At 34.5% G+C, this 19280-nt stretch carries 19 protein-coding genes and 1 tRNA gene; 5 read left to right on the top strand and 15 right to left on the bottom strand.

The genetic code is table 11. The features are described from left to right. Positions 1–569: 569 nt before the first annotated feature. From ACKI2W_RS08995 to ACKI2W_RS08975, 5 genes are all read right to left on the bottom strand, one after another. On the bottom strand, positions 570–1760 hold the full coding sequence (locus tag ACKI2W_RS08995) for an AAA family ATPase (RefSeq protein ID WP_407381351.1): 1191 nt from the start codon (positions 1758–1760) through the stop codon (positions 570–572). 352 nt (positions 1761–2112) lie between these two features. Then, positions 2113–3333: an ATP-binding protein gene (locus ACKI2W_RS08990; protein WP_407381349.1), complete on the bottom strand. Its 1221-nt coding sequence runs from the start codon at positions 3331–3333 to the stop codon at positions 2113–2115. A gap of 405 nt (positions 3334–3738) precedes the next feature. After that, positions 3739–4596 (bottom strand): aldo/keto reductase, encoded by an 858-nt coding sequence (locus tag ACKI2W_RS08985; protein WP_407381347.1) that lies wholly within the window; start codon positions 4594–4596, stop codon positions 3739–3741. Between the two features lie 12 nt (positions 4597–4608). Next, complete coding sequence (locus tag ACKI2W_RS08980) at positions 4609–5460, bottom strand: SDR family oxidoreductase (protein ID WP_407381345.1); 852 nt, start codon at positions 5458–5460, stop codon at positions 4609–4611. A gap of 3 nt (positions 5461–5463) precedes the next feature. Beyond that, positions 5464–5904: a MarR family winged helix-turn-helix transcriptional regulator gene (locus ACKI2W_RS08975; RefSeq protein WP_407381343.1), complete on the bottom strand. Its 441-nt coding sequence runs from the start codon at positions 5902–5904 to the stop codon at positions 5464–5466. 102 nt (positions 5905–6006) lie between these two features. Between ACKI2W_RS08975 and ACKI2W_RS08970 the strand changes: the two genes are divergently transcribed. Together ACKI2W_RS08970 and ACKI2W_RS08965 are read left to right on the top strand one after the other, a co-directional pair. Next, positions 6007–6615 carry a flavodoxin family protein gene (locus tag ACKI2W_RS08970; RefSeq protein ID WP_407381341.1) on the top strand — a complete coding sequence of 203 codons (609 nt, stop codon included), beginning with the start codon at positions 6007–6009 and terminating at the stop codon, positions 6613–6615. A gap of 11 nt (positions 6616–6626) precedes the next feature. Beyond that, on the top strand, positions 6627–7649 hold the full coding sequence (locus tag ACKI2W_RS08965; protein ID WP_407381339.1) for an aldo/keto reductase: 1023 nt from the start codon (positions 6627–6629) through the stop codon (positions 7647–7649). Between the two features lie 134 nt (positions 7650–7783). Here the strand turns inward: ACKI2W_RS08965 and ACKI2W_RS08960 are convergent, their stop codons facing one another. From ACKI2W_RS08960 to ACKI2W_RS08930, 7 genes are all read right to left on the bottom strand, one after another. After that, positions 7784–9235 (bottom strand): ATP-binding protein, encoded by a 1452-nt coding sequence (locus ACKI2W_RS08960; protein WP_407381337.1) that lies wholly within the window; start codon positions 9233–9235, stop codon positions 7784–7786. A gap of 233 nt (positions 9236–9468) precedes the next feature. After that, positions 9469–10347: a radical SAM protein gene (locus ACKI2W_RS08955; RefSeq protein ID WP_407381335.1), complete on the bottom strand. Its 879-nt coding sequence runs from the start codon at positions 10345–10347 to the stop codon at positions 9469–9471. Positions 10348–10357: 10 nt separating this feature from the next. After that, on the bottom strand, positions 10358–10990 hold the full coding sequence (locus ACKI2W_RS08950; protein ID WP_407381333.1) for a flavodoxin family protein: 633 nt from the start codon (positions 10988–10990) through the stop codon (positions 10358–10360). Positions 10991–11007: 17 nt separating this feature from the next. Beyond that, positions 11008–11769, bottom strand: coding sequence for an EFR1 family ferrodoxin (locus tag ACKI2W_RS08945; RefSeq protein WP_407381331.1), 762 nt, complete (start codon positions 11767–11769; stop codon positions 11008–11010). A gap of 31 nt (positions 11770–11800) precedes the next feature. Then, entirely contained in the window at positions 11801–12577 is a 777-nt protein-coding gene (locus ACKI2W_RS08940) for an MBL fold metallo-hydrolase (protein ID WP_407381329.1), read from the bottom strand. A 22-nt stretch (positions 12578–12599) separates the two neighbouring features. After that, positions 12600–13079 carry a bacterioferritin gene (locus ACKI2W_RS08935; RefSeq protein ID WP_407381327.1) on the bottom strand — a complete coding sequence of 160 codons (480 nt, stop codon included), beginning with the start codon at positions 13077–13079 and terminating at the stop codon, positions 12600–12602. Positions 13080–13160: 81 nt separating this feature from the next. After that, positions 13161–13607, bottom strand: coding sequence for a MarR family transcriptional regulator (locus tag ACKI2W_RS08930; protein ID WP_407381325.1), 447 nt, complete (start codon positions 13605–13607; stop codon positions 13161–13163). A 277-nt stretch (positions 13608–13884) separates the two neighbouring features. Between ACKI2W_RS08930 and ACKI2W_RS08925 the strand changes: the two genes are divergently transcribed. Beyond that, positions 13885–15687 (top strand): subtype A tannase, encoded by a 1803-nt coding sequence (locus tag ACKI2W_RS08925; RefSeq protein WP_407381323.1) that lies wholly within the window; start codon positions 13885–13887, stop codon positions 15685–15687. Between the two features lie 308 nt (positions 15688–15995). Here the strand turns inward: ACKI2W_RS08925 and ACKI2W_RS08920 are convergent. Next, a tRNA-Gln gene (locus ACKI2W_RS08920) sits at positions 15996–16067 on the bottom strand. A gap of 343 nt (positions 16068–16410) precedes the next feature. Here ACKI2W_RS08920 and ACKI2W_RS08915 point away from each other — a divergent pair. After that, complete coding sequence (locus ACKI2W_RS08915; protein ID WP_407381321.1) at positions 16411–16737, top strand: cupin domain-containing protein; 327 nt, start codon at positions 16411–16413, stop codon at positions 16735–16737. A gap of 196 nt (positions 16738–16933) precedes the next feature. Here the strand turns inward: ACKI2W_RS08915 and ACKI2W_RS08910 are convergent, their stop codons facing one another. Then, positions 16934–17926 carry a tRNA-dihydrouridine synthase gene (locus ACKI2W_RS08910; RefSeq protein WP_407381318.1) on the bottom strand — a complete coding sequence of 331 codons (993 nt, stop codon included), beginning with the start codon at positions 17924–17926 and terminating at the stop codon, positions 16934–16936. 94 nt (positions 17927–18020) lie between these two features. Here ACKI2W_RS08910 and ACKI2W_RS08905 point away from each other — a divergent pair, with 94 nt between their 5' ends. Then, positions 18021–18671, top strand: coding sequence for a flavodoxin family protein (locus ACKI2W_RS08905; RefSeq protein WP_407381316.1), 651 nt, complete (start codon positions 18021–18023; stop codon positions 18669–18671). A 68-nt stretch (positions 18672–18739) separates the two neighbouring features. Here the strand turns inward: ACKI2W_RS08905 and ACKI2W_RS08900 are convergent. Beyond that, positions 18740–19280 (bottom strand): RNA-guided endonuclease InsQ/TnpB family protein (locus ACKI2W_RS08900; protein WP_407381314.1); only part of this gene is annotated, 541 nt, incomplete at its 5' end.

Here is a 19280-nt window from a genome sequence, read left to right as displayed (position 1 = left end):
CCCATATTATTTTTTTATTTTTCATAAAAAATAGTTATCCATACAATTTTTATGGGTTTTATAAAAATACCATTAAATTAATCTAGTTTGAGCATCGATATAGCTGGGTTCATTAACCTCTTGTACAACATCACTCTCTTTTACCTCACCAATCAACAATGGCGAATTAGGATTATGTAACTTTTGGTTCCTTTTGACAAGATTTATGTTGCTGTTGGCATAACAATAATTGCTTGTCATCAATTGTTTATAAATAATTTCAGTATCTTACCCTCAACTTTTCCAATAATACTCAAGTAGTTACCTTTGCATCATTAGTTGGTTCAGGTTATGTCAGTGATTATAGTAGATGTTCAGGATTTGTATTTCCACCATCCCAGTTTCACCCAGTATAGATGAAAATATTTAATTATCATGATTTCTAAAAAAAGTAGTGTAGAGAGAACATAAGTATGACAACTTTCGCATGCCCTTTCATATAACCAACCTCAATTAATTTAATTAATATTATTTTACTTTTTTAAGTTATATATAAATAGTTATTTTTTTCTTTTCATTTAATAGTTAGTTTATATGTTCCTGTAGGGATATATCCCTTTTTCCTTAAATTCTAATTCTAACCATCTTTTAAGGATAGGCTCAGTAACTTCGTATACTCCATTATTTAGACGTATTAATCCTTGATTTTGAAGATTATTTAAATAATTGCTTAGTGACCCTGTTGATATTCCAAACTCATTTGCTATATCTATTCTCCTTAATGGTTTTTCAAGCAGAATTATGATTATTGTTTGTTCTCTAAAAGATAATCTTGCCCATATATTTATTAAATGAGAACTTATAGCCTGGATTTTCTTATCAAAATACAATTTTATTGCATCATCATCCAGATGTTCATTAACTGGTAATAGTGATGCGAATATATTTACATATGATGGAACTCCTGAGGTACATTTGTAAAATCTATCAAAGCCATCATCAGTGAATAGAATATATGGTGTTTTTTCTGATAGATAACTTCTGACAGTTTCTTTTTCAAAGGGATTTATGTTTATTGAAATCATTCTTCCTCCAAATGCTCCATTTTGGCTTGCAATTTCAGATATTAATTTATCTTGTAAGCTCATTGATCCTGAAAATATGTATGCTATGTTTCTTTGGTTTTGAATGTAGCTTCTCATTTTCCATAAAAATGATTCTTTGTAATTGTTTAGTTCTTTAATAATTTGAAATTCATCAATGAATATTAAAACACCTTTAATTTTGTCTTGGTTTTCATTATATAATTTTTCAGGTAAATTCAAAGTGAAATCTATAAGTTTTTCTTCATTTGTTTCTTTTGAAAAAATTGGTATAGGTATTTTATCAAGCTGTATGAATTCTCTGATTTTAAAATCATTAGATTTAAAATATTTTTCTATTTGCTTATCTAATGTGTTTAATCCTTTATTTTTTGATTCAAGAATTAATTCTCTGAAGAAATGTTCCATCAATCCTATTATACTCATCTGATTTTTTTGATAACATTTGGATTTTGAAAAATCAATATATACTACCAGATATTCATCATCCAGTTCCCTTTTTAGTTTTTTAAGAAAAACAGTTTTGCCAACCCCCCTTATACCTGTTAACAATAAATCTGGAGCATGACCCTGACTAGTTGAATGCAAGATATTTTTGATGTTTATTAATTCACTTTCCCTATTGTAAAATTCTTCATCCGTTAAATTTTGGTTATTTCCCCAAGGCAAATCTGTCATTCTTACCACCCTCCGAAAAATATATTATAAATTATAGTATGTTTCTAATATAATATAAATTTTAGTATGTATTATAAAATATAGTAGATATAACATGTACTAAAAAATTTAGTACATATAAACACAGAATTAAAAAAGACTAATTAGTATAATTTCTAAAAAAAGTAGTGTAGAGAGGAAAGTAGCACAACTATCACATAAGTTTTCATGTAACTACCTCAATTAATTTAATTAATATTATTTTACTTCTTTAAGTTATATATAACTCGAGATACATTTCTCAATAACTTAACCCACACTTTAGGTCAAACTACGTTATGTTTCCAATATTATATTTTAATAATTTATTAGTTTAATCCCACCAATCACCAGTCAAGAAATTAATTATGTGTTTTTTCTCAATTCCTTCGTAATCGTATTCATTATCATCTTTTGTAATTAAATATTTGGGATAATTGTCATTGATTTTCAATAATGGACCAAATTCCCGCTCACGAGTACTTTCCTGATTAACCTCATAGGAAACTTGGAAATATCTTTTTAATCCATTTTTTTTGGCTACAAAATCAATTTCTTTTTTGCCCACATTACCTATGGTTACTTCATATCCTCTTCTGATAAGTTCCATATACACTATATTTTCAAGAATTAATTGTGCATCTCTTTTATTGTGGCCGTAGATTGCCTGTCTGAATCCATGATCTGTTAAATAGAATTTTTCGTTTGTTTTTAATATGCCTTTACCCATGATATTTTCTCTGCGCACCCGGTTTATAAAACATGCATTATCAAAATATGTCAAGTAATTATATATGGTTTCACGTTTGGAATGCCTTTTTGCTCTTGTTTTAAGATAATCTGATACAGTTTTAGCTGAGAAATGATGTCCTACATTCATTATTACAAATCGTATTAATTTATCCATTAAATCAATTCTGCTTACATTTGCCCGTTTGAGCACATCTTCATAGACTATTGAATTGTAGACATCATGAAGGTACCTTTTTTTCTGGTTGTCCTGATTTTCAATTACATCATGTATGAATGGCATTCCTCCCCATTTCAGATAATCATCAAAAAGTTTATTTAATTCAATGGTATTTCCTTTTTGTTCATTGATTTCTATTACCTCTTTAAATGAGAAGGGATAAATGTCAAATGCCATATAACGTCCGGTGAGGTATGTTGCAAGCTCTCCGGATAACAGTTTTGCATTAGACCCCGTAACATATATGTCTACATCAAAATCGACAATGAATCCGGATAAGCTTCTTTCCCACCCTTCAACGTTTTGAATTTCATCAAAAAATAAATAATATTTTTCATCGGGATTTTTTATGAAATTGGAAACATATTCAGTTAAATCATCTTTATCAGCAATATCCTGATAGTGCATGGAATCGAAATTGATTTCTAGGATATTCTCTTCTGAAATTCCCATTTCAATCAGTTCATCTTTAATTTGTTTTAGTAATGTAGATTTACCGCAACGTCTAATACCTGTTAAAACTTTAATTATTTCCTTTCCAATTAACGGGCGTATTTCTTCAAGATACTGTTCTCTTTTAATCATAGGCATCACTTGTTATATTATATGATTTAATTAATATAAATTTTTTACTATTGAAAGTAATTTTTTATAAAAAAAATATAAAATCTACTTCATAAAGTAGTTTTTTTCAATATGAAGATAATATTTACTTTAGAGAGTATTTTTTTAGAAGGTAAAAAACGTTTTTAGATTATCATAATGACACTATAATTCTCTAAAAACTATTCATAATATTTGAATGACAATTGAACAATATTTAATTAGCATATGTGTTAAAAAAAGTAGTGTAGAGAGGAAAGTAGCACAACTATCGCATGAGCGTTAATTACTCTCCTCAATTAATTCTCCAATAAATGTCTGTGCATAATCATGTGAAAAGTTAATTTGAATATTAATAGAAAAAGTTTTAGGGAGTCATGAGAATTTTTAATCATTCTCATGAACATCAAATGCTGAAAGAAGCATTTCTCCGACACCTTCAGCATCAGGGTCATGGCTTCCCTTGCCCGTATCAAGTGCTCTGATTTTATCCATTTCAGCATCAGTTAACTTGAAATCAAAAATATCCATATTAGACTTTATGCGTTCGTCCTTTGTGGATTTTGGAAATACGATAATTCCTTCCTGATTTTCAAACCTTAAAATGACCTGTCCTGCGTTTTTACCGTATTTATCAGCAAGGTCTGTTATTACAGGATTGGTTAAAAGATTATGGCTTCCCTGACCTAGCGGACCCCATGATTCAAGTTTAACATCATCTTTCGCCATTATTTCACGAATTTCCTTTTGCTGGAAGTATGGATTGAACTCCACCTGATTTACAGAAGGCATAGTGTCAAATTCGGGAACGAATTGGTTCCATAGTTTTGGAGTCATGTTGCTTACTCCGATTGATTTGATTTTTCCTTCATCTTTGGCTTCTTCCAATGCCCTCCAGGCCTCATCGACTTCACCATACGGCTGATGCAGGAGATATAAATCCATATAATCTGTCTGAAGCTTTTTTAAAGAGATATCAATTGCCTTTTTGGCATCTTCATACTTGTAATCCTGAAGCCACATTTTGGAGGTTATCCAGACATCTTCACGGTCAATTTCACTGTCATTAACGGCACGGCCCACTTCTTCTTCGTTGAAATATGCTGCCGCTGTGTCAATGTGCCTTACTCCGAATTCCAGTGCTTTTGAAACCGCATCGTATGTGCTTCCGTCAGCCGGAATCAGGAATGTTCCAAAACCTATTGAAGGTATTTCATTACCGTCATTTAACTTAAAGTATTTCATAATATCACATCCTTATTCAACGTGAAGAGAATATCTTCCGCTGTTTATTGCAGCTATAACTCCTCCATCAATGAGCAAATCTATTCCAGTTATGAATGAGGCTTGATCGCTCAGTAGAAACTCTGCTGCTCTTGCAATTTCCTCAGGGGTTCCGACTCTTCTTGCAGGAGATGAATTTATCATTTCCTGATATCCTTCGCCTGCAGCCTCAAACTCATCATAAGCCAGTGGAGTTACGATAATTCCGGGACTTATTGTGTTGATTCTTGCTCTTCTGTCACCCCATGTTGTTGCGGCCGCTGTTCTCACTCTCAAGTGGTTTGCCCTTTTAGCGACAATGTATGCAATGCCTGAGTTGACCATTGCATCGTTTTTGATAAAGTCAATGTCTTTAAGTTCATCTGTAGGTGCCATGGCTATTTCATTTTCAACTTCAGGAGGAATATTCATCATGTATCCTGTCTGGCTTGAGATAATAAGACCAGATCCTCCTTCTGCAATGTAGTCGGCAAAAACATCTATGGTTTCAGATGTTGCAACCAGATCCAGGTTGATGATGTGTTCAGGGCTTGCCTGGTTAGGTGATGCACCTGCAGTGTTTATGAAATGCTTTAATGTTCCCATCTCTGTAGCTTTCTTTGCAAATGCTTCAACTGAGCTTTTATCCATTGCATCTACAATCTGTGTTTCTACAATGTATCCTTCATATCTTAGCTCTTTGGCTCTGCTTTCAAGATTGTCTTCGCTAATGTCTCCTAAAAATATTATCTTTCCTGCACCTATTCTTTTGACTATTGCAGTTCCCATGCTTCCTGCACCTAAAAGTGCAATAACTTCCTTGTTTTTGTTCAAATCAAATTCCATAATCTAATCCTCCTTGCTTATGATTTTAAATAGAATGTTTTTTAAAGTTGTTATCTCCTCATCCGTTAAATCGGATGTCACTTCCATCTCCCAGTCATCTATGACTTTGATAAGTTCATCTGTCTTTTTTATTCCTTTTTCTGTTAATTTAACTCTTTTCTTTCGTCTGTTTTCAGGGTCCTCCTCTCTTTTGATGTATTCATTGTCTTCGAATTTGCGAAGGAGTTTTGCAATGTATGCTCCGCTTACCTTGAATACATCAACCAGGTCCTGCTGGGTTGTGATGTCGTCAAACCTTATCCTTAAAAGAACTGACAGTTCCTTGATGGTCATGTCATTGTCCTTCAGGACTCTGTTGAAAAATGATCCGTAATTTGAAATGATTTCTTCTACATAATGGTAAAAGAATATCTTTTCCGGATTGTCACTGTAAATCATAATCATCTAAAATTAGTTTTATATTATCCACTATAAATACTTAACCATAGTTAACAATTAACTATATATAACAATTAATCTTAATTATTATTACAGGAAGTTGATAACATGAAAGTACTTTTAGTTAACGGAAGTCCAAACAGGGAAGGCTGCACCTACGTGGCATTGAATCAGATTAGAGAAACATTAAAAAACGAAGGCATCTATGCAGACATATACCGTATAGGTCATAAGGATATCAGAGGATGCATAGACTGCAGAAAATGCAGCGAACTGGGAAAATGCGTATATGATGATGAGGTGAACCGTTTTGTTGAAATGGCCGAGGAATATGACGGTTACATATTCGGCGGGCCAGTGTATTATGGAAATGTTAATCCCACACTGACCAACTTCATGACAAGGGTTTTCTTCTCATCATTTTTCGGAGGAAAAAGAATATTCCGCCTAAAACCTGCAGCGGCAGTTGCAAGTGCCCGAAGAGCCGGAACAATGACTGCAATTGACACAATAAACAGGTTCTTCACATGGGCGGAAATGCCTATAATAAGCTCAACATACTGGAACGTAATATATGGAACAAAGGCAGAAGAAGCGCTGCAGGACCGTGAGGGATTATTGACAATGAAAAACCTTGCAAGAAACATGGCATGGTTTTTAAAAATAAAACAGTTAAGCATTGAGGAAGGAATTCCACTGCCTCAACATATCGGATAAGAGATGATTAAATGAACAAAAGAATACTAGGAGATATTGAAGTCTCACCTATAGGTATGGGATGCATGGGCTTATCACACGGTTACGGCGATATCCCCAATAAACAATACAGCATTAAAGCCATACAAATGGCACACGAGTTCGGATGTACATTCTATGATACTGCCGAAGCCTACGGTCCGAATCTTCTGCCAAAAAATATGGGACACAACGAAAAAATCGTTGGTGAATCAGTGAATGAATTTAGAAACGATATTGTGCTTGCCACAAAGCTTCACCTACCTGCAGACGAAGCAAAAGAAAAAGGAACATATGAAACACTTCGCTCACACCTTGAAAAATCAATGGAAAGACTTCAGACAGATTATGTTGATTTATATTACCTTCACAGAGTAAATCCGAATATTTCCGTAGAAGAAGTAGCTGAAGGGATGGGCAAATTAATTGAAGAAGGACTCATACGTGGATGGGGACTTTCACAAGTTCCAGTAAGCATCATACAAAAAGCACATGAGATAACTCCCCTTTCTGCCGTGCAAAACATTTATTCAATGGTCGAGCGGGGAGTTGAAGATGAAGTAATCCCGTATTGTCTTGAAAACAATATAGGCCTGGTTCCGTTCTCACCTATTGCAAGCGGATTCCTTTCTGGAAAAGTCAAAGCAACAACCGACTTTTCACACAGCGATGATGTTAGAAAATTCGTGCCTCAACTTAAAAAGGAAAACATCGAGGCAAACCGCCCAATCATTGACCTTCTTGAAGAATACGCTGAAAAGAAAAATGCAACAAATGCCCAGATATCCCTTGCATGGATGCTTCACAAATATCCAAATGTCGTGCCGATACCTGGATCAAAAAACCAGGAAAGAATACTTGAAAACTTAGGTGCATGGAATGTTAAACTGACGGATACAGAGTTTAATGCCCTTGAAGATGCACTAAACCAGATTGAGGTTCATGGTTATCGAGGATTTAATGAAACAGAAGGAATGGGGATGAAAGCATGGGGTAAAAAGCCTCCTAAAAAATAAAAACATTAATAATCCTCAATATCATTTCCAATCGAATTAAATGTATGCAATACACTTGCACAAAGGCATTGTTGGAAACATAACATCCACCATACTTACAACAAAATTGATTTCAGTAATGCCCTCAGCAATGCCTATAAAAATGAAAATGTCATTGGTGGTATGTAGATTACATTTCCTTTTCTTTTAATTGTTTTTGTATTATTTGCAACGACTATACCGTATTCACAGCCATATCTATTAATTGCATCTTCAATTTGGTATTTCTTTTTCTTTCCACGACCCACTTCAATTGGAATGATGTTTTCAGATTCTTCCTGGATTAAAAAATCAACATTTGTTTTTTTGTTTGCATCATAGTATATTGTAAAATTGGTGAACTGCATGTTGGATAGATTAAACAGGTTTGATGCTATTAGATTTTCTAATAGCAGTCCTTCATAATCATCGCTTCCAAGTAAGGGGTTTCCAACTTTTCTTGACAGTGCGTGTCTGATGCTAGGTGTTGCAAAGTAATACTTCCAGGCTTTTTTAACCCTTTTGGCTGAACCCCCATACGGTTCGCAATGGAAAATCAGATGGGTTTTTTCAAGCAAATCCAATATTTTATTGACGTTTGCTGTGGATGTTTTCAAATAATTCGCAAGATTTGCATGTGTCAGCTCACCAGGCTGCTGCAGAGCAAAATACCTCAATATTCTTTTTGCATTTGATTGATTGGCAGAGGAAAGTTCTTTTATCTGAGGCAGGTCTTTGGTAATGACTCTTTGGGTTATTTCAACTAAATCTTCGCATATTTCCCTGTGTGTCTTTTTATCAAATAGTATTGGGAAAGCTCCAAACTTAAAATATTCGTCCCAGTCGGTGGAATTGTAGTCGATGCAATTGGTCAGCATATTATTGGCTTCAAATTCTGATTTAACAGCACTATCAATATTTCCGGTAAATATAAGATTTCTCAAATCATCAGATAAGTTACTGACATTCAAATCATATTTTAATTTAAGGTGTTGTGTGTAGTTTAGGGGAGTTATTGATTTTTTGCGCATTCTTCTTGCAAGGTCATCGTTCTGTTCGAGATGGAGAGCTGATGAACCTGTGAATATGACGAATATGTTATAAGATTTGTCATAGATGATTTTTCCGGTCTTTGCCCATTTCTTGTCGATTTGTGATTCGTCGATGAATATGAAAACCTTTTCGTTTAAAGTTCTTAAGTTCTTATTAAACATGTCCTTTAAATATATTTCAACCATTTCACGAATGCTGCATTCAACGAAATCATTTAAATCGTCAAATGAAATATATAATATATTTCTGGGAGGAATATTCTTTTCTTTCATCAGATATTCATAAAGCTGCAGAATCAGAGTGGTTTTGCCAACACCTCTAAGGCCAGGTAAAACTACAATCTTATTTGAGGTATCTTCATTTAAAAAAGTGTCAACATATACTTTTAATTCATTTAATTCAACCCTTGCATTGAATTTCTTATTATTTTTAGATAAGTCTCTGCTTAAAACATTAGGAACATCATTCAATTCATTTTTAATGAAATTTAAGATTAACTCTTCTTTTTCCAACATTATGCACAACTCCTTGATTCAATACTTTCTATTCAAATATTTGAATTATCTTATATAAATATTTATTCAAATGATTAAACAATTATATATAAATAATTGTTCAAATATTTGAACAAAATAATTCAGTTTATTTATTACAAGAAAAATCCATCTTAACATTAACAATCAGGTTTGACTATTCAAAACCTCTTTTGCGAAACCCATATTATGAAAAATAGTTTTATAACAAACTCCTATAATCCTCTTTTGTTGTTTCTTATTTCAGCCAATTTATCCATGTCCAGATTATCAATCCCATACTGCAGATTTTTGAGGATTTTACTCTTATTTGACTTGAAATCCGGACTGTTCAAATCCATAGAGAATGTATGGTGAGTTATGAAAGGACCATCATAGTCCAGATTTTCAATGAATAACTTCAATTCCTCCATCAGTCCCCTTTCAGACAATGGTTCGAATTTACCTCTCTCATATAATGCCAATAGTCCAGTTCCTTCAAAAAGCACCAGACCACCTGTTCCGACAACCATCGGATTTGTCTGGCTGAATATTTTTCCGGAATTAACTGCATGCTGCTCGGTCAATGGCTTTCCACCAACACCATTTAAAAATGTCAGCCAATACCTGATGCCTGCCTTATCAAGCTTGTCGCATTGTTCCAGAATGTCTTTTGACCCGTAGCCTTTATTGACGCTTTTTAGCGTTTCATCATCCCCGCTTTCAGCACCCAAATTCAACTCGACAATTCCATTGTCCCTAAGGATTTTTAACTCTTCAACGCTTTTGTCACATACATTGTCAACACGTGCTGCCATCGTCATTGTTTCGATGTTCGGCAGATATTTGTGAATCAAATCACATATTTCATTTAATCTTGTGAAGCTTAACTTGAACGGATCGGCACTTAACAGCTGTAGCCTTGTGGTTTCAGGATATATGGATGCTATCTCAGCCAAATCCTCTTCAATCCATTCCATTGGAGATGGCTTGAACTTGACATCAGCATACATGTTACAGAACTTGCAGCGGTTATGGCTGCACCCTTGAGTAATCTCAAGCAATGGTGAAGGCGGAGCATAGGGGTTTCTGTAAACGGTTCCCGTATAATGCACATTAACACCGCTATAAAACTAGCTGTTTTCCTTTCTGGAACGCTTCCTTTCTTTTTTGAGGAAAAACTTTTTCATGCCTTTCATACATTTCCTCTGCATCAAAATACCATGACCAGTCTGTTTTGCTGTAGTCCTTGAGCTGGCGTGTTTCGCCATATACAAAGTATTCTGTAGGCCCTACAAAAAGATTAAGAAAATTCTGATAATTCCTAAGTAGATTATCATAGAAATGGTCATAACCGTTGCTTGTCATAATAATCAGTACAGGAACAGGGTTTTCATTGCAGCACGGAACATCCTTATTGTATGTCAGGTTCTGAAAGACCAATCTTTCATAAAGTGCCCTGAATGAGGCAGTCATATCGCCCAGATAATTTGGAGATCCGATTATCAATCCATCTGATTTGCGTATCGCATCAAGCACTTCTGTCAGACCATCACGGCGTATGCAGTGCCCTTTATATTTTTCCTTTTTGCATCCAAAGCATGAAATGCATCCTGTGTATTTTTCCAACCTGAACAGGTTGAACTTTTCAACTTCCGCACCGGCAGATTTGGCGCCGTTCATCGCTTCATCAACCAAAGTGTCAGTATTCCATCCTTTTCTAGGCCCCGCATTGACCGCTATTATCTTTTTATCCATTTTTTAAATCTCCATTACTATGCGTTTTGCCTGTTGCTTTTGATAATCTCTGAAAGTCTGATGTTCGGATTTCTGTATCTTTCATCTGGATTTGCCTCATCGTTTATTGTTAACGTGTGTGTCTTGCAATGGTGAACGCATCCCAGACAGAAATCGCAGACATCTCCAAAGCATGGTTTTTCATCAATAATTTCTATGTTTCCTCTCGGACATACTTTTGTGCAGACTTCACATCCGCTGCAGTCATCTCCAACCTGAATGTGGTATTTTTCACACATTGTAGTTTCCAATACTACTTCAATATTTTCAACATCCGTAAAAAGTTCCTTATCCAGGATATACTCCCGTTTGGCCTGAACATCCTCTTTTATTTTTTCAATCTCCCCAATGATGTTTAAATCTTTTTTCAAATCAATTTCCTCTGCCATATCAAATACGGGCAGGAAATTATCAACCATCAACACTGAATTTGTGTAGTTAACAGTAATGCCCCTTCTGTTGAATGATTCCTTCATTATTCTCAGAGCATTCTGATCACCGTCCCTTCCGTAGGACGTTATCAAAAACAGGTAGTCTGTTTTGATGTTTACCTTTTCAACGAACTCTCTGAGAGTTTTAGGCGAAGTTGCGAAAAAAACTGGAAAGACGATTCCTACAGCATCATCTTCAATATCAAATTCATTGGCTTTCACAAGTTGGGGAATGCTGATTAAATCACAATCAAATTGCTTTGCGATAAATAAATTATTTCCTGTTGATGTGTAATATAATATTTTCATTTTTAATCAAAAAAAATAGTTTAGAAAGTATTTATTCAGGATAAATACTTTCAGGCGGATTTTCCAAATCGATTACATATTTGTTTTCAAGGTTTTCAGGTCCTAATGGAGTGTGTGTTGAGAGATACACTGTCGGATTGTTTTTTATGAATTCACGTACATTGTCCAATGTTTCCCTTGCCTTTTCTATGTCCTCAAAAACTATGGACAGCTTGTTTTGATAGAGTGCCTCATCTGTATATGTTACATCGCCGTGAATCATGTAGAACAAATCACCAATTTCCACAATGACTATGCTGTTTCCGGTAGTGTGTCCTATTGCTTCAATAAGATATACTCCGTCAACTATCTTTTCAGCCTTCGGGAAATTCTTATAACTTCCATCATAATCAACGGTAATGATGTTGTCTCCATCAAGTTTTAACTCTTTTGCTTCAGTTTTTGACATATAGATTTTAGCATTAGGGAATTTTGACAATTCACCTGAGTGGTCAATATGCTTGTGTGTTAGAAGAATCCTTGATACATCTTCCACTTTGTAGCCTAATTTTTCCAATGCTTCAACATAACTGCTGATTAGCCCACCATTGTAGATGGGGGTTGAATCATCAGGTTCTGGAGTATTAAATCCCTCTGGAATACCAGTATCCACTAAAATCACTTCATCTCCGGTATCGATCAGATAATTTTGAATGCTTGCACGATATTTAATGGATGCATCGAAATTTTCCACTCCTTCTTCTCCCCCAAAAGCGAAGGTTTGTTTCATGAATCCTTTTTCAAATGTCTTAACGGCTTTAATCTCCATTGTTCTCCCACCTTAAATATTGTTATTCTGCAGTAGGACCATTAATTAACAGTTGGGTCAGGTAGTTTTGTTTTCCAATCATTTTTATTAAGTCCAGTTGCTGTTCGCTCCAGTACATGTCTTCCTCTTCATCCTTGAGATACACTTTCATCAGGTCGTAGGTTGTTGCATCAAAGATTCCGGAATCCATAACTTCGTTTAGGAATGCTATTCCTTCAACTGATACGTTGTAGTCGTATTCGATGAACTCTATAATGTCAGTGAAGATTGGTTTAGCCTCTTGAGCTTCCTGTTTGATTTCACCGCCTAAGTCTAAGATACGGTCCATGAACTGTTCTACAAAGTCCATTTCTTCAGTTGCGTGGGTTGTATATTTGTCTCCTAAAGCCTGAAATCCTAATCCTGCAAATACTTTGGATTGAATTCTGTGTCCAAAAGAATTTGCGGATAAACCGGTTACAATAGCTTGCAATACTTCAATAGTTTTTTCTTTATCAGCCATCTTTAATCACCTAATACAAAATTTATAACTTAAGATTCTTAAGTAATGAAAAGTTTTATTTTACTAAATATATAAAATTTGTTAATAGTCAAGTGCCTGTTCGCAGTAGACATAAATTATTTTTTTGAATATTTCCTGCTCTTCAGCACTGAATTGTTCTAAAAACTTTGATTCCCATGCATAAACCTGTTTTAATATGGAAAAAATAACTACTTTACCTTCACTAGTCAAATTGAGAATCTTTTTGCTTTTATTGTCTGATATGTTTTCACGTTGGATGTAACCGTTTTTCTCAAGCCTTTTAACTATTTGGGTTACATTTGACTCTGAGACATATAACAGGTCCGCCAATTCCTTTTGTGAAATATTCTGATGAAAAAATATATTGGAGAGATAAGTGAAATCCCTTGGAGTAATATCTGTGAAATTTTTCTTCAAAAAGTTGTCATAAATCAGATTAATGTAATTGATAAAATAAAAAATAGGTGTCACTTCAATCCTTTCCTCTTCAAAATTCAAACTAGCCATATTTTCAATTGCCTCCTCATTGATTATTATATGGCTAGAAATTTATAAAAATATTGGCATCAGAAATTCTCATAGAAGAAATAATTAAATTTAACCTGCATTCGAATAATAGATTATCCACTCCAAAACCAGGATATTATTGCTTCGCAGAATGCTGTTGGAAATATCTTGATTAAAATATCTAATACACAATATAACCGCTCATTTGAAATTATTTTAAATATGTCATAAATAATAAATCTTTTCAATAATAAATATTATTGATAATGGTGATATTATGAAAAATATACATAAAATTCTTATCATTATTCTGATTATTTTGATTGTTGTTGGAGGTTTTTTAGCATTTGGAAGTAATTCCACACAAAAAGGTGATGGAATTTCCTATAACGAATCAGCACTTTGTGAAAAACTCTCAATTGACATGAATAACTGGAATTATGATGAAACTAATGACATTTACTATCAAATCGGATTAGTTTATTGTACCAGCCCGGAAGATACAAATTATGAATCATGTGGAATTTATATTCCTGGAAAGTACTTCAATGGAGAGAAAAACTCAAATGGAACTTATACTTGTACAATAAATGATACCAGTAATGTTGGAAATTATACTGCTGGCTCAGCACCTATTGTAATGCCTGTTAATACACCAGGTTACTCTTCATGTGCTGCACCAACCAGTTTTAATGGAAATGGTGTGAAAGATTATACTGATGCAGGATTTATTTATCTGGATGCGGGCTGTAGAGGAAGAGACAATGCAGAAGCTCCGGATGGAGTCACTGACCTGAAAGCGGCTGTTACTTACTATAGATTTAATGGTGATGTGCTGCCTGGCGATACAGAAAAAGTCTTTACCTTCGGCCACAGCGGTGGAGGAGCACAATCTGCAATAATGGGCGCATCAGGAAACAGTGAACTATACAATATATATCTTGAAGATATCGGGGCTGCAATGGTTGATAAGGATGGAAACATATTATCAAATGCAATTGAAGGGGCGATGTGCTGGTGTCCTATAACAAACCTTGACACTGCTGATGAAGCTTATGAATGGAATATGGGGCAATACTTACGGGAAAACTCAACGTTTACAGGTGCATTAAGTGATGACCTTGCAACCGAATATGCAACATACATCAATGAATTAGGCCTAAAAGATCCAAATGGAAACACATTAAAACTTGAACAAAGCGATTCAGGTATTTATACCTCTGGAAGCTACTATGATTATATGATGGAAGTAACAGAAGAATCATTGAATAACTTCCTATCAGATACAACTTTCCCATACACTCCATCATCCGGTGGAGATATGGGAGCGATGCCTTCTGGTGATGCTCCAAACAATTCTGGAAGTATGCCTTCAGGTGAAGCGCCCGGCGATAGCGGGTCCATGCCGACAGATGATGTTCAAAGTAGTGAAAGTTCAGATAGCTCACAAACTTATCAGACAGCACAGGAATATATCGATTCATTGAACGGCAATGATACATGGATTGAATACGATTCAAGTACAAACACTGCAAAAATTACAAGTCTTGAATCATTTGTGAAACACTGTAAAAATCCTTCAAAATCAGTAGCAGCTTTTGATGATTTAAACCGCACCCAAGCTGAAAACGGATTATTTGGTCTTGATGCCAACAGTTCATCCCACTTTGATCAGATATTATGTGACTTGCTTAACAATAACAGTGATGAATACTCCAAGTACAGTGACTATTCCTCAAATTATGCAACTGAATATAATAGCGATTTGGCACAGACAGATAGTTTAAACAATACAATAAAAACAAGAGTTGACATGTACAATCCGATGTTTTATTTATGTGATTATTATGACGGTGCGGAGTCATCTGATGTTGCCAAATACTGGAGGATAAATACTGGTATTGAACAGGGAGATACATCACAATGTGTTGATGTGAATCTTTATTTAGCAGTGAATCAAAAAGCCGGCTCTGATAACGTTGAGTTTTCAACTGTCTGGGGTCAAGGCCACACCCAAGCGGAAAGAACCGGTGATTCAACCAGTAACTTTATAAATTGGGTGAATAATTGTTTAAATTAAGAAATCCTAATGGATTTCTCTTTTTTTATTTATAAACACGAAAATTTTTTTCAATAACAAAATATTCAATATTATTATCCCTATTGGAAACATAATATCATTTTTCGACCCATAAGAAACAATCGAATGAAATATTTAATTTACGTTAAATTTCAAAAAAAAGTAATGTATAATAGGAAAGTAGTACAACTATCGCATGAATTTTCATATACCCGATAATAAACAAGCATTTCTTGAAATTGTGAAAGTTACCGACCTTAAAGTCATGAAAATGGCATTAAGCGTTTTAAAATAAGTGAATAATTAAGTAGTCCCGAGCGGAGTCGAACCGCTATCTTTGGGTCCAGGGCCCAAAAGGATTGCCACTACCCCACGGGACTATGCAATTATTTTTATAAATCATCATATATAAATTAATTTCTAAAAAAAGTAATGTGGAGAATATATCCTGAGTTTCATAGAATTAATAATATTTTTTAAATAGCTATTAAGAATTAGTCTAGTTATTTCAACAACTTAAAATATCATTCAGCAAAACAGCATATATTATTATGAATGCAACTGAACTGCTTGAAGATATCAGCGAACCCTGAAGGATTATTCCATTGAATACTTAAGAAACAATACCGCAGATGACAGGTATAATGGTCGATAACCAAAAGCCTTGCCAAATATTTTTAATACATTTATTAGACAAACAATAATATAATAAGATGTGATAACATGATTATTGACTTTAATGAAATCAAAGGAATTGACATTGAAAACATGAATGATGGCGAAGGCAAAGTAAATGCAAAGATGGAAGTGAATGAAGTTGGAAGATTTGTCGAATGCATTATTCCGCCAAAATCATCCATCGGAACCCACCTTCAGCAAAGCAACCATGATATTAACTACATAATAAAAGGAGAAGGCATAGCTATCTGCGATGATGTGGAGGAAATATTAAAGCCTGGAGTATGTCATGTATGTCCTAAAGGCTCAGCTCATTCAATAATCAACACAGGAGATGAAGACCTGATATTTTTCACGATAGTTCCAAAATAATGATTCGATTTATCTGCAAACTTTGAGAAAAATCAACATCCCGCCGTTAATATGAAAACTGACGGATAATTAAAACTAACAATCTATTTTGATTTGACTGACATTAACTATTTCCATTTAAAGTATATGGATAACTCCTTCATTCCATATACTATCTTCTGAACTTTTTCTTCCTTTAGAAGAGTAGAAAATTCAATTAAAAATGATAGCAAGTGCTTTTTTTAGTCCTGTAGCAATTATTGCACATAAGACATCTTGATTCATCACTGCTTCCATTTTCCCAATTTCTTAAAAAGTCGTTTTCACATACGAATGGCCTATACATTGACATGAACTCAATACTGGTGCTGTTCAATATTTCATTCATATGATTCATGTTATTGAATCCTCCGCCGACGATGACTGGTGTATGAATAGAGTTAATCAGCTTGTTTGCATAATCAACAAGCTCCTTTTCACCGGACAATTTTTTAGTGAAATAGAGTGGTGACAATGGCCTTGTTATCTGTATTGAATCAACTCCCACCTTATCAAGCAGTTTGCATGCTTCAAGGCTTTCGGCTGAATCGAAACCGTCTTTTCTTTCATCAAAAGTGTTTACCTTAACTGAGATGTGCAAATCCATATTGTCTTTCATCACCTTAATCAGTTCCAATACCAGACGCATACGATTTAAAACGTTACCTCCATATTCATCGCTTCTCTGGTTATAATAAGGATTGATGAATTTGGATAGGAAAAAATTATTCCCTATAGATAACTGTATACCGTCAAAACCTGCGAATTGGAGTTTTTGAGCTGCCTGAATAATGTCTGATTGAATTTTCCTAATATCATCAATGGTCAGGTCATTGACCGGAATGTCCAAATCGATTCCGCGATTGTATTTGATGAATTCAACCTGACCTAAAATTGGAACATCATAGCTGTGGCATATCTCTGCAACCTTGCCTGCCATGGTCATAAAATTACGACTGTCCATCCTGAAAGAATGTTCAATGAACTTATCCTTTGGATAAATCGAATATAACTCTGAAGTTACCAGCCCCACACCGCTTGAAGCAATTTTATCATACCTGCCATATATTGCATCCAGATCATTCTGCTGTGATTCCCAAAGGCCTGTCCGTATAATTCGGCTGTTGAGTGTCATGTCCCCAAATTTACATTTATCGAATATGCTTTTCATAGGAAATAATTGGTAAGAAATCCTATATAAAGAAAGAAGTAATTTCAAACTAACCCAATCAAAAATAATAATGATGAAAATAATAAATTAAACCATGAAAGTTATTGTATTGAATGCCAGTCCAAGAAAAAGGGCAAACACAGCCAAATTGTGCAAAAGTGTTGTTGAAGGGGCAGAAAGTGAAAGTGCCGAAGTTGAATACTTCGATTTGTACAGCTATGATTTTAAAGGCTGCATGAGCTGCTTTGCATGCCACCTTAAGAAAAACAGTGAAAATCCGTTATGTTTCTGGAGAGATGAATTGAAAGAAATCCTTAAAAAGTGCCTTAAAGCCGATGCAATAGTCATCGGAACTCCTATATATTACGGTTCAATCACATCATATGCTCAGGCATTTCTAGAAAAGCTTTTGTTTGCAGCAGACACATATGTCCTTGATGAAGACGGAAACAGAGTCTCCAAAATCAAAAAAGAGATAAAAACCGCAATTATTTATACTATGAATGTTACCGAGGAAATGAGCCATTTCAACGGTGAAGACCAGCTTGCAATAATGAGGGGATACCTTACAAACATTTTCGGTGAATGTGAAGCGCTCTATGCATATGATACAAAACAGTTTAAGCAGTACTCTCCTTATCTAAACAACATGTTTGATCCCGAACTTAAGCAGAAAAGCAATGAAACACAATTTCCAAAAGACTTAAAAAAGGCTTATGAGTTGGGAAAAAGATTGGCTAAATGACTATTGAACCTCCCCGTCGTATGACGACGGGGATTCGCATACCTAAAAAAAATATTTTGTATTATTTTTTAGGATAATTTTACTGCACCGGCGTACCGACGGCTAAATCTTTTTAATCCTTCGTTAAGGATGTTGATTGCTGCATTGACATCGCGATCATGGTATGTTCCGCATTCTGGGCATTTCCAGTTTCTTTTGTTTAAGTTTTTTGGGCCTTTTAGTTTTGTGTTTTTGTATCCGCATTTGCTGCATTTTTGTGTTGTGGGAATATTGGCTGGTATTTTTTCGAAGTCTGTGTTGTTCCATTGTGCTTTGTATTGTATTTTGTCCATGAATTTTCTGGGTGAGTTTAATTGTATTTTTCTACTCAGGTATGGGTTGTGTTTCCAGAATATGATGTTTTCGTTTTGTACTGCTATAAATGAACTATTTTCGATGATTTGATGTGATTTTTTATCGTAATAGTCTTTTTGTTTGTTTTTTAGTTTTTCCCACCATTTGTTGAGTAGTCTTTTTGCTTTGCGGTATCGGTTTGAGTTTTTTTTATGTGTGCTCATTATTTTTTGGTAGTGGATGATTCTGTCTGTTTCTTTCGTTAAATCTAGATTG

Source organism: Methanobrevibacter sp. (genome assembly GCF_045603845.1).
Classification (GTDB): domain Archaea; phylum Methanobacteriota; class Methanobacteria; order Methanobacteriales; family Methanobacteriaceae; genus Methanocatella.
The sequence above is the reverse complement of the archived record's forward strand: the minus strand, read 5'-3'. Positions and strand labels throughout refer to the sequence as shown.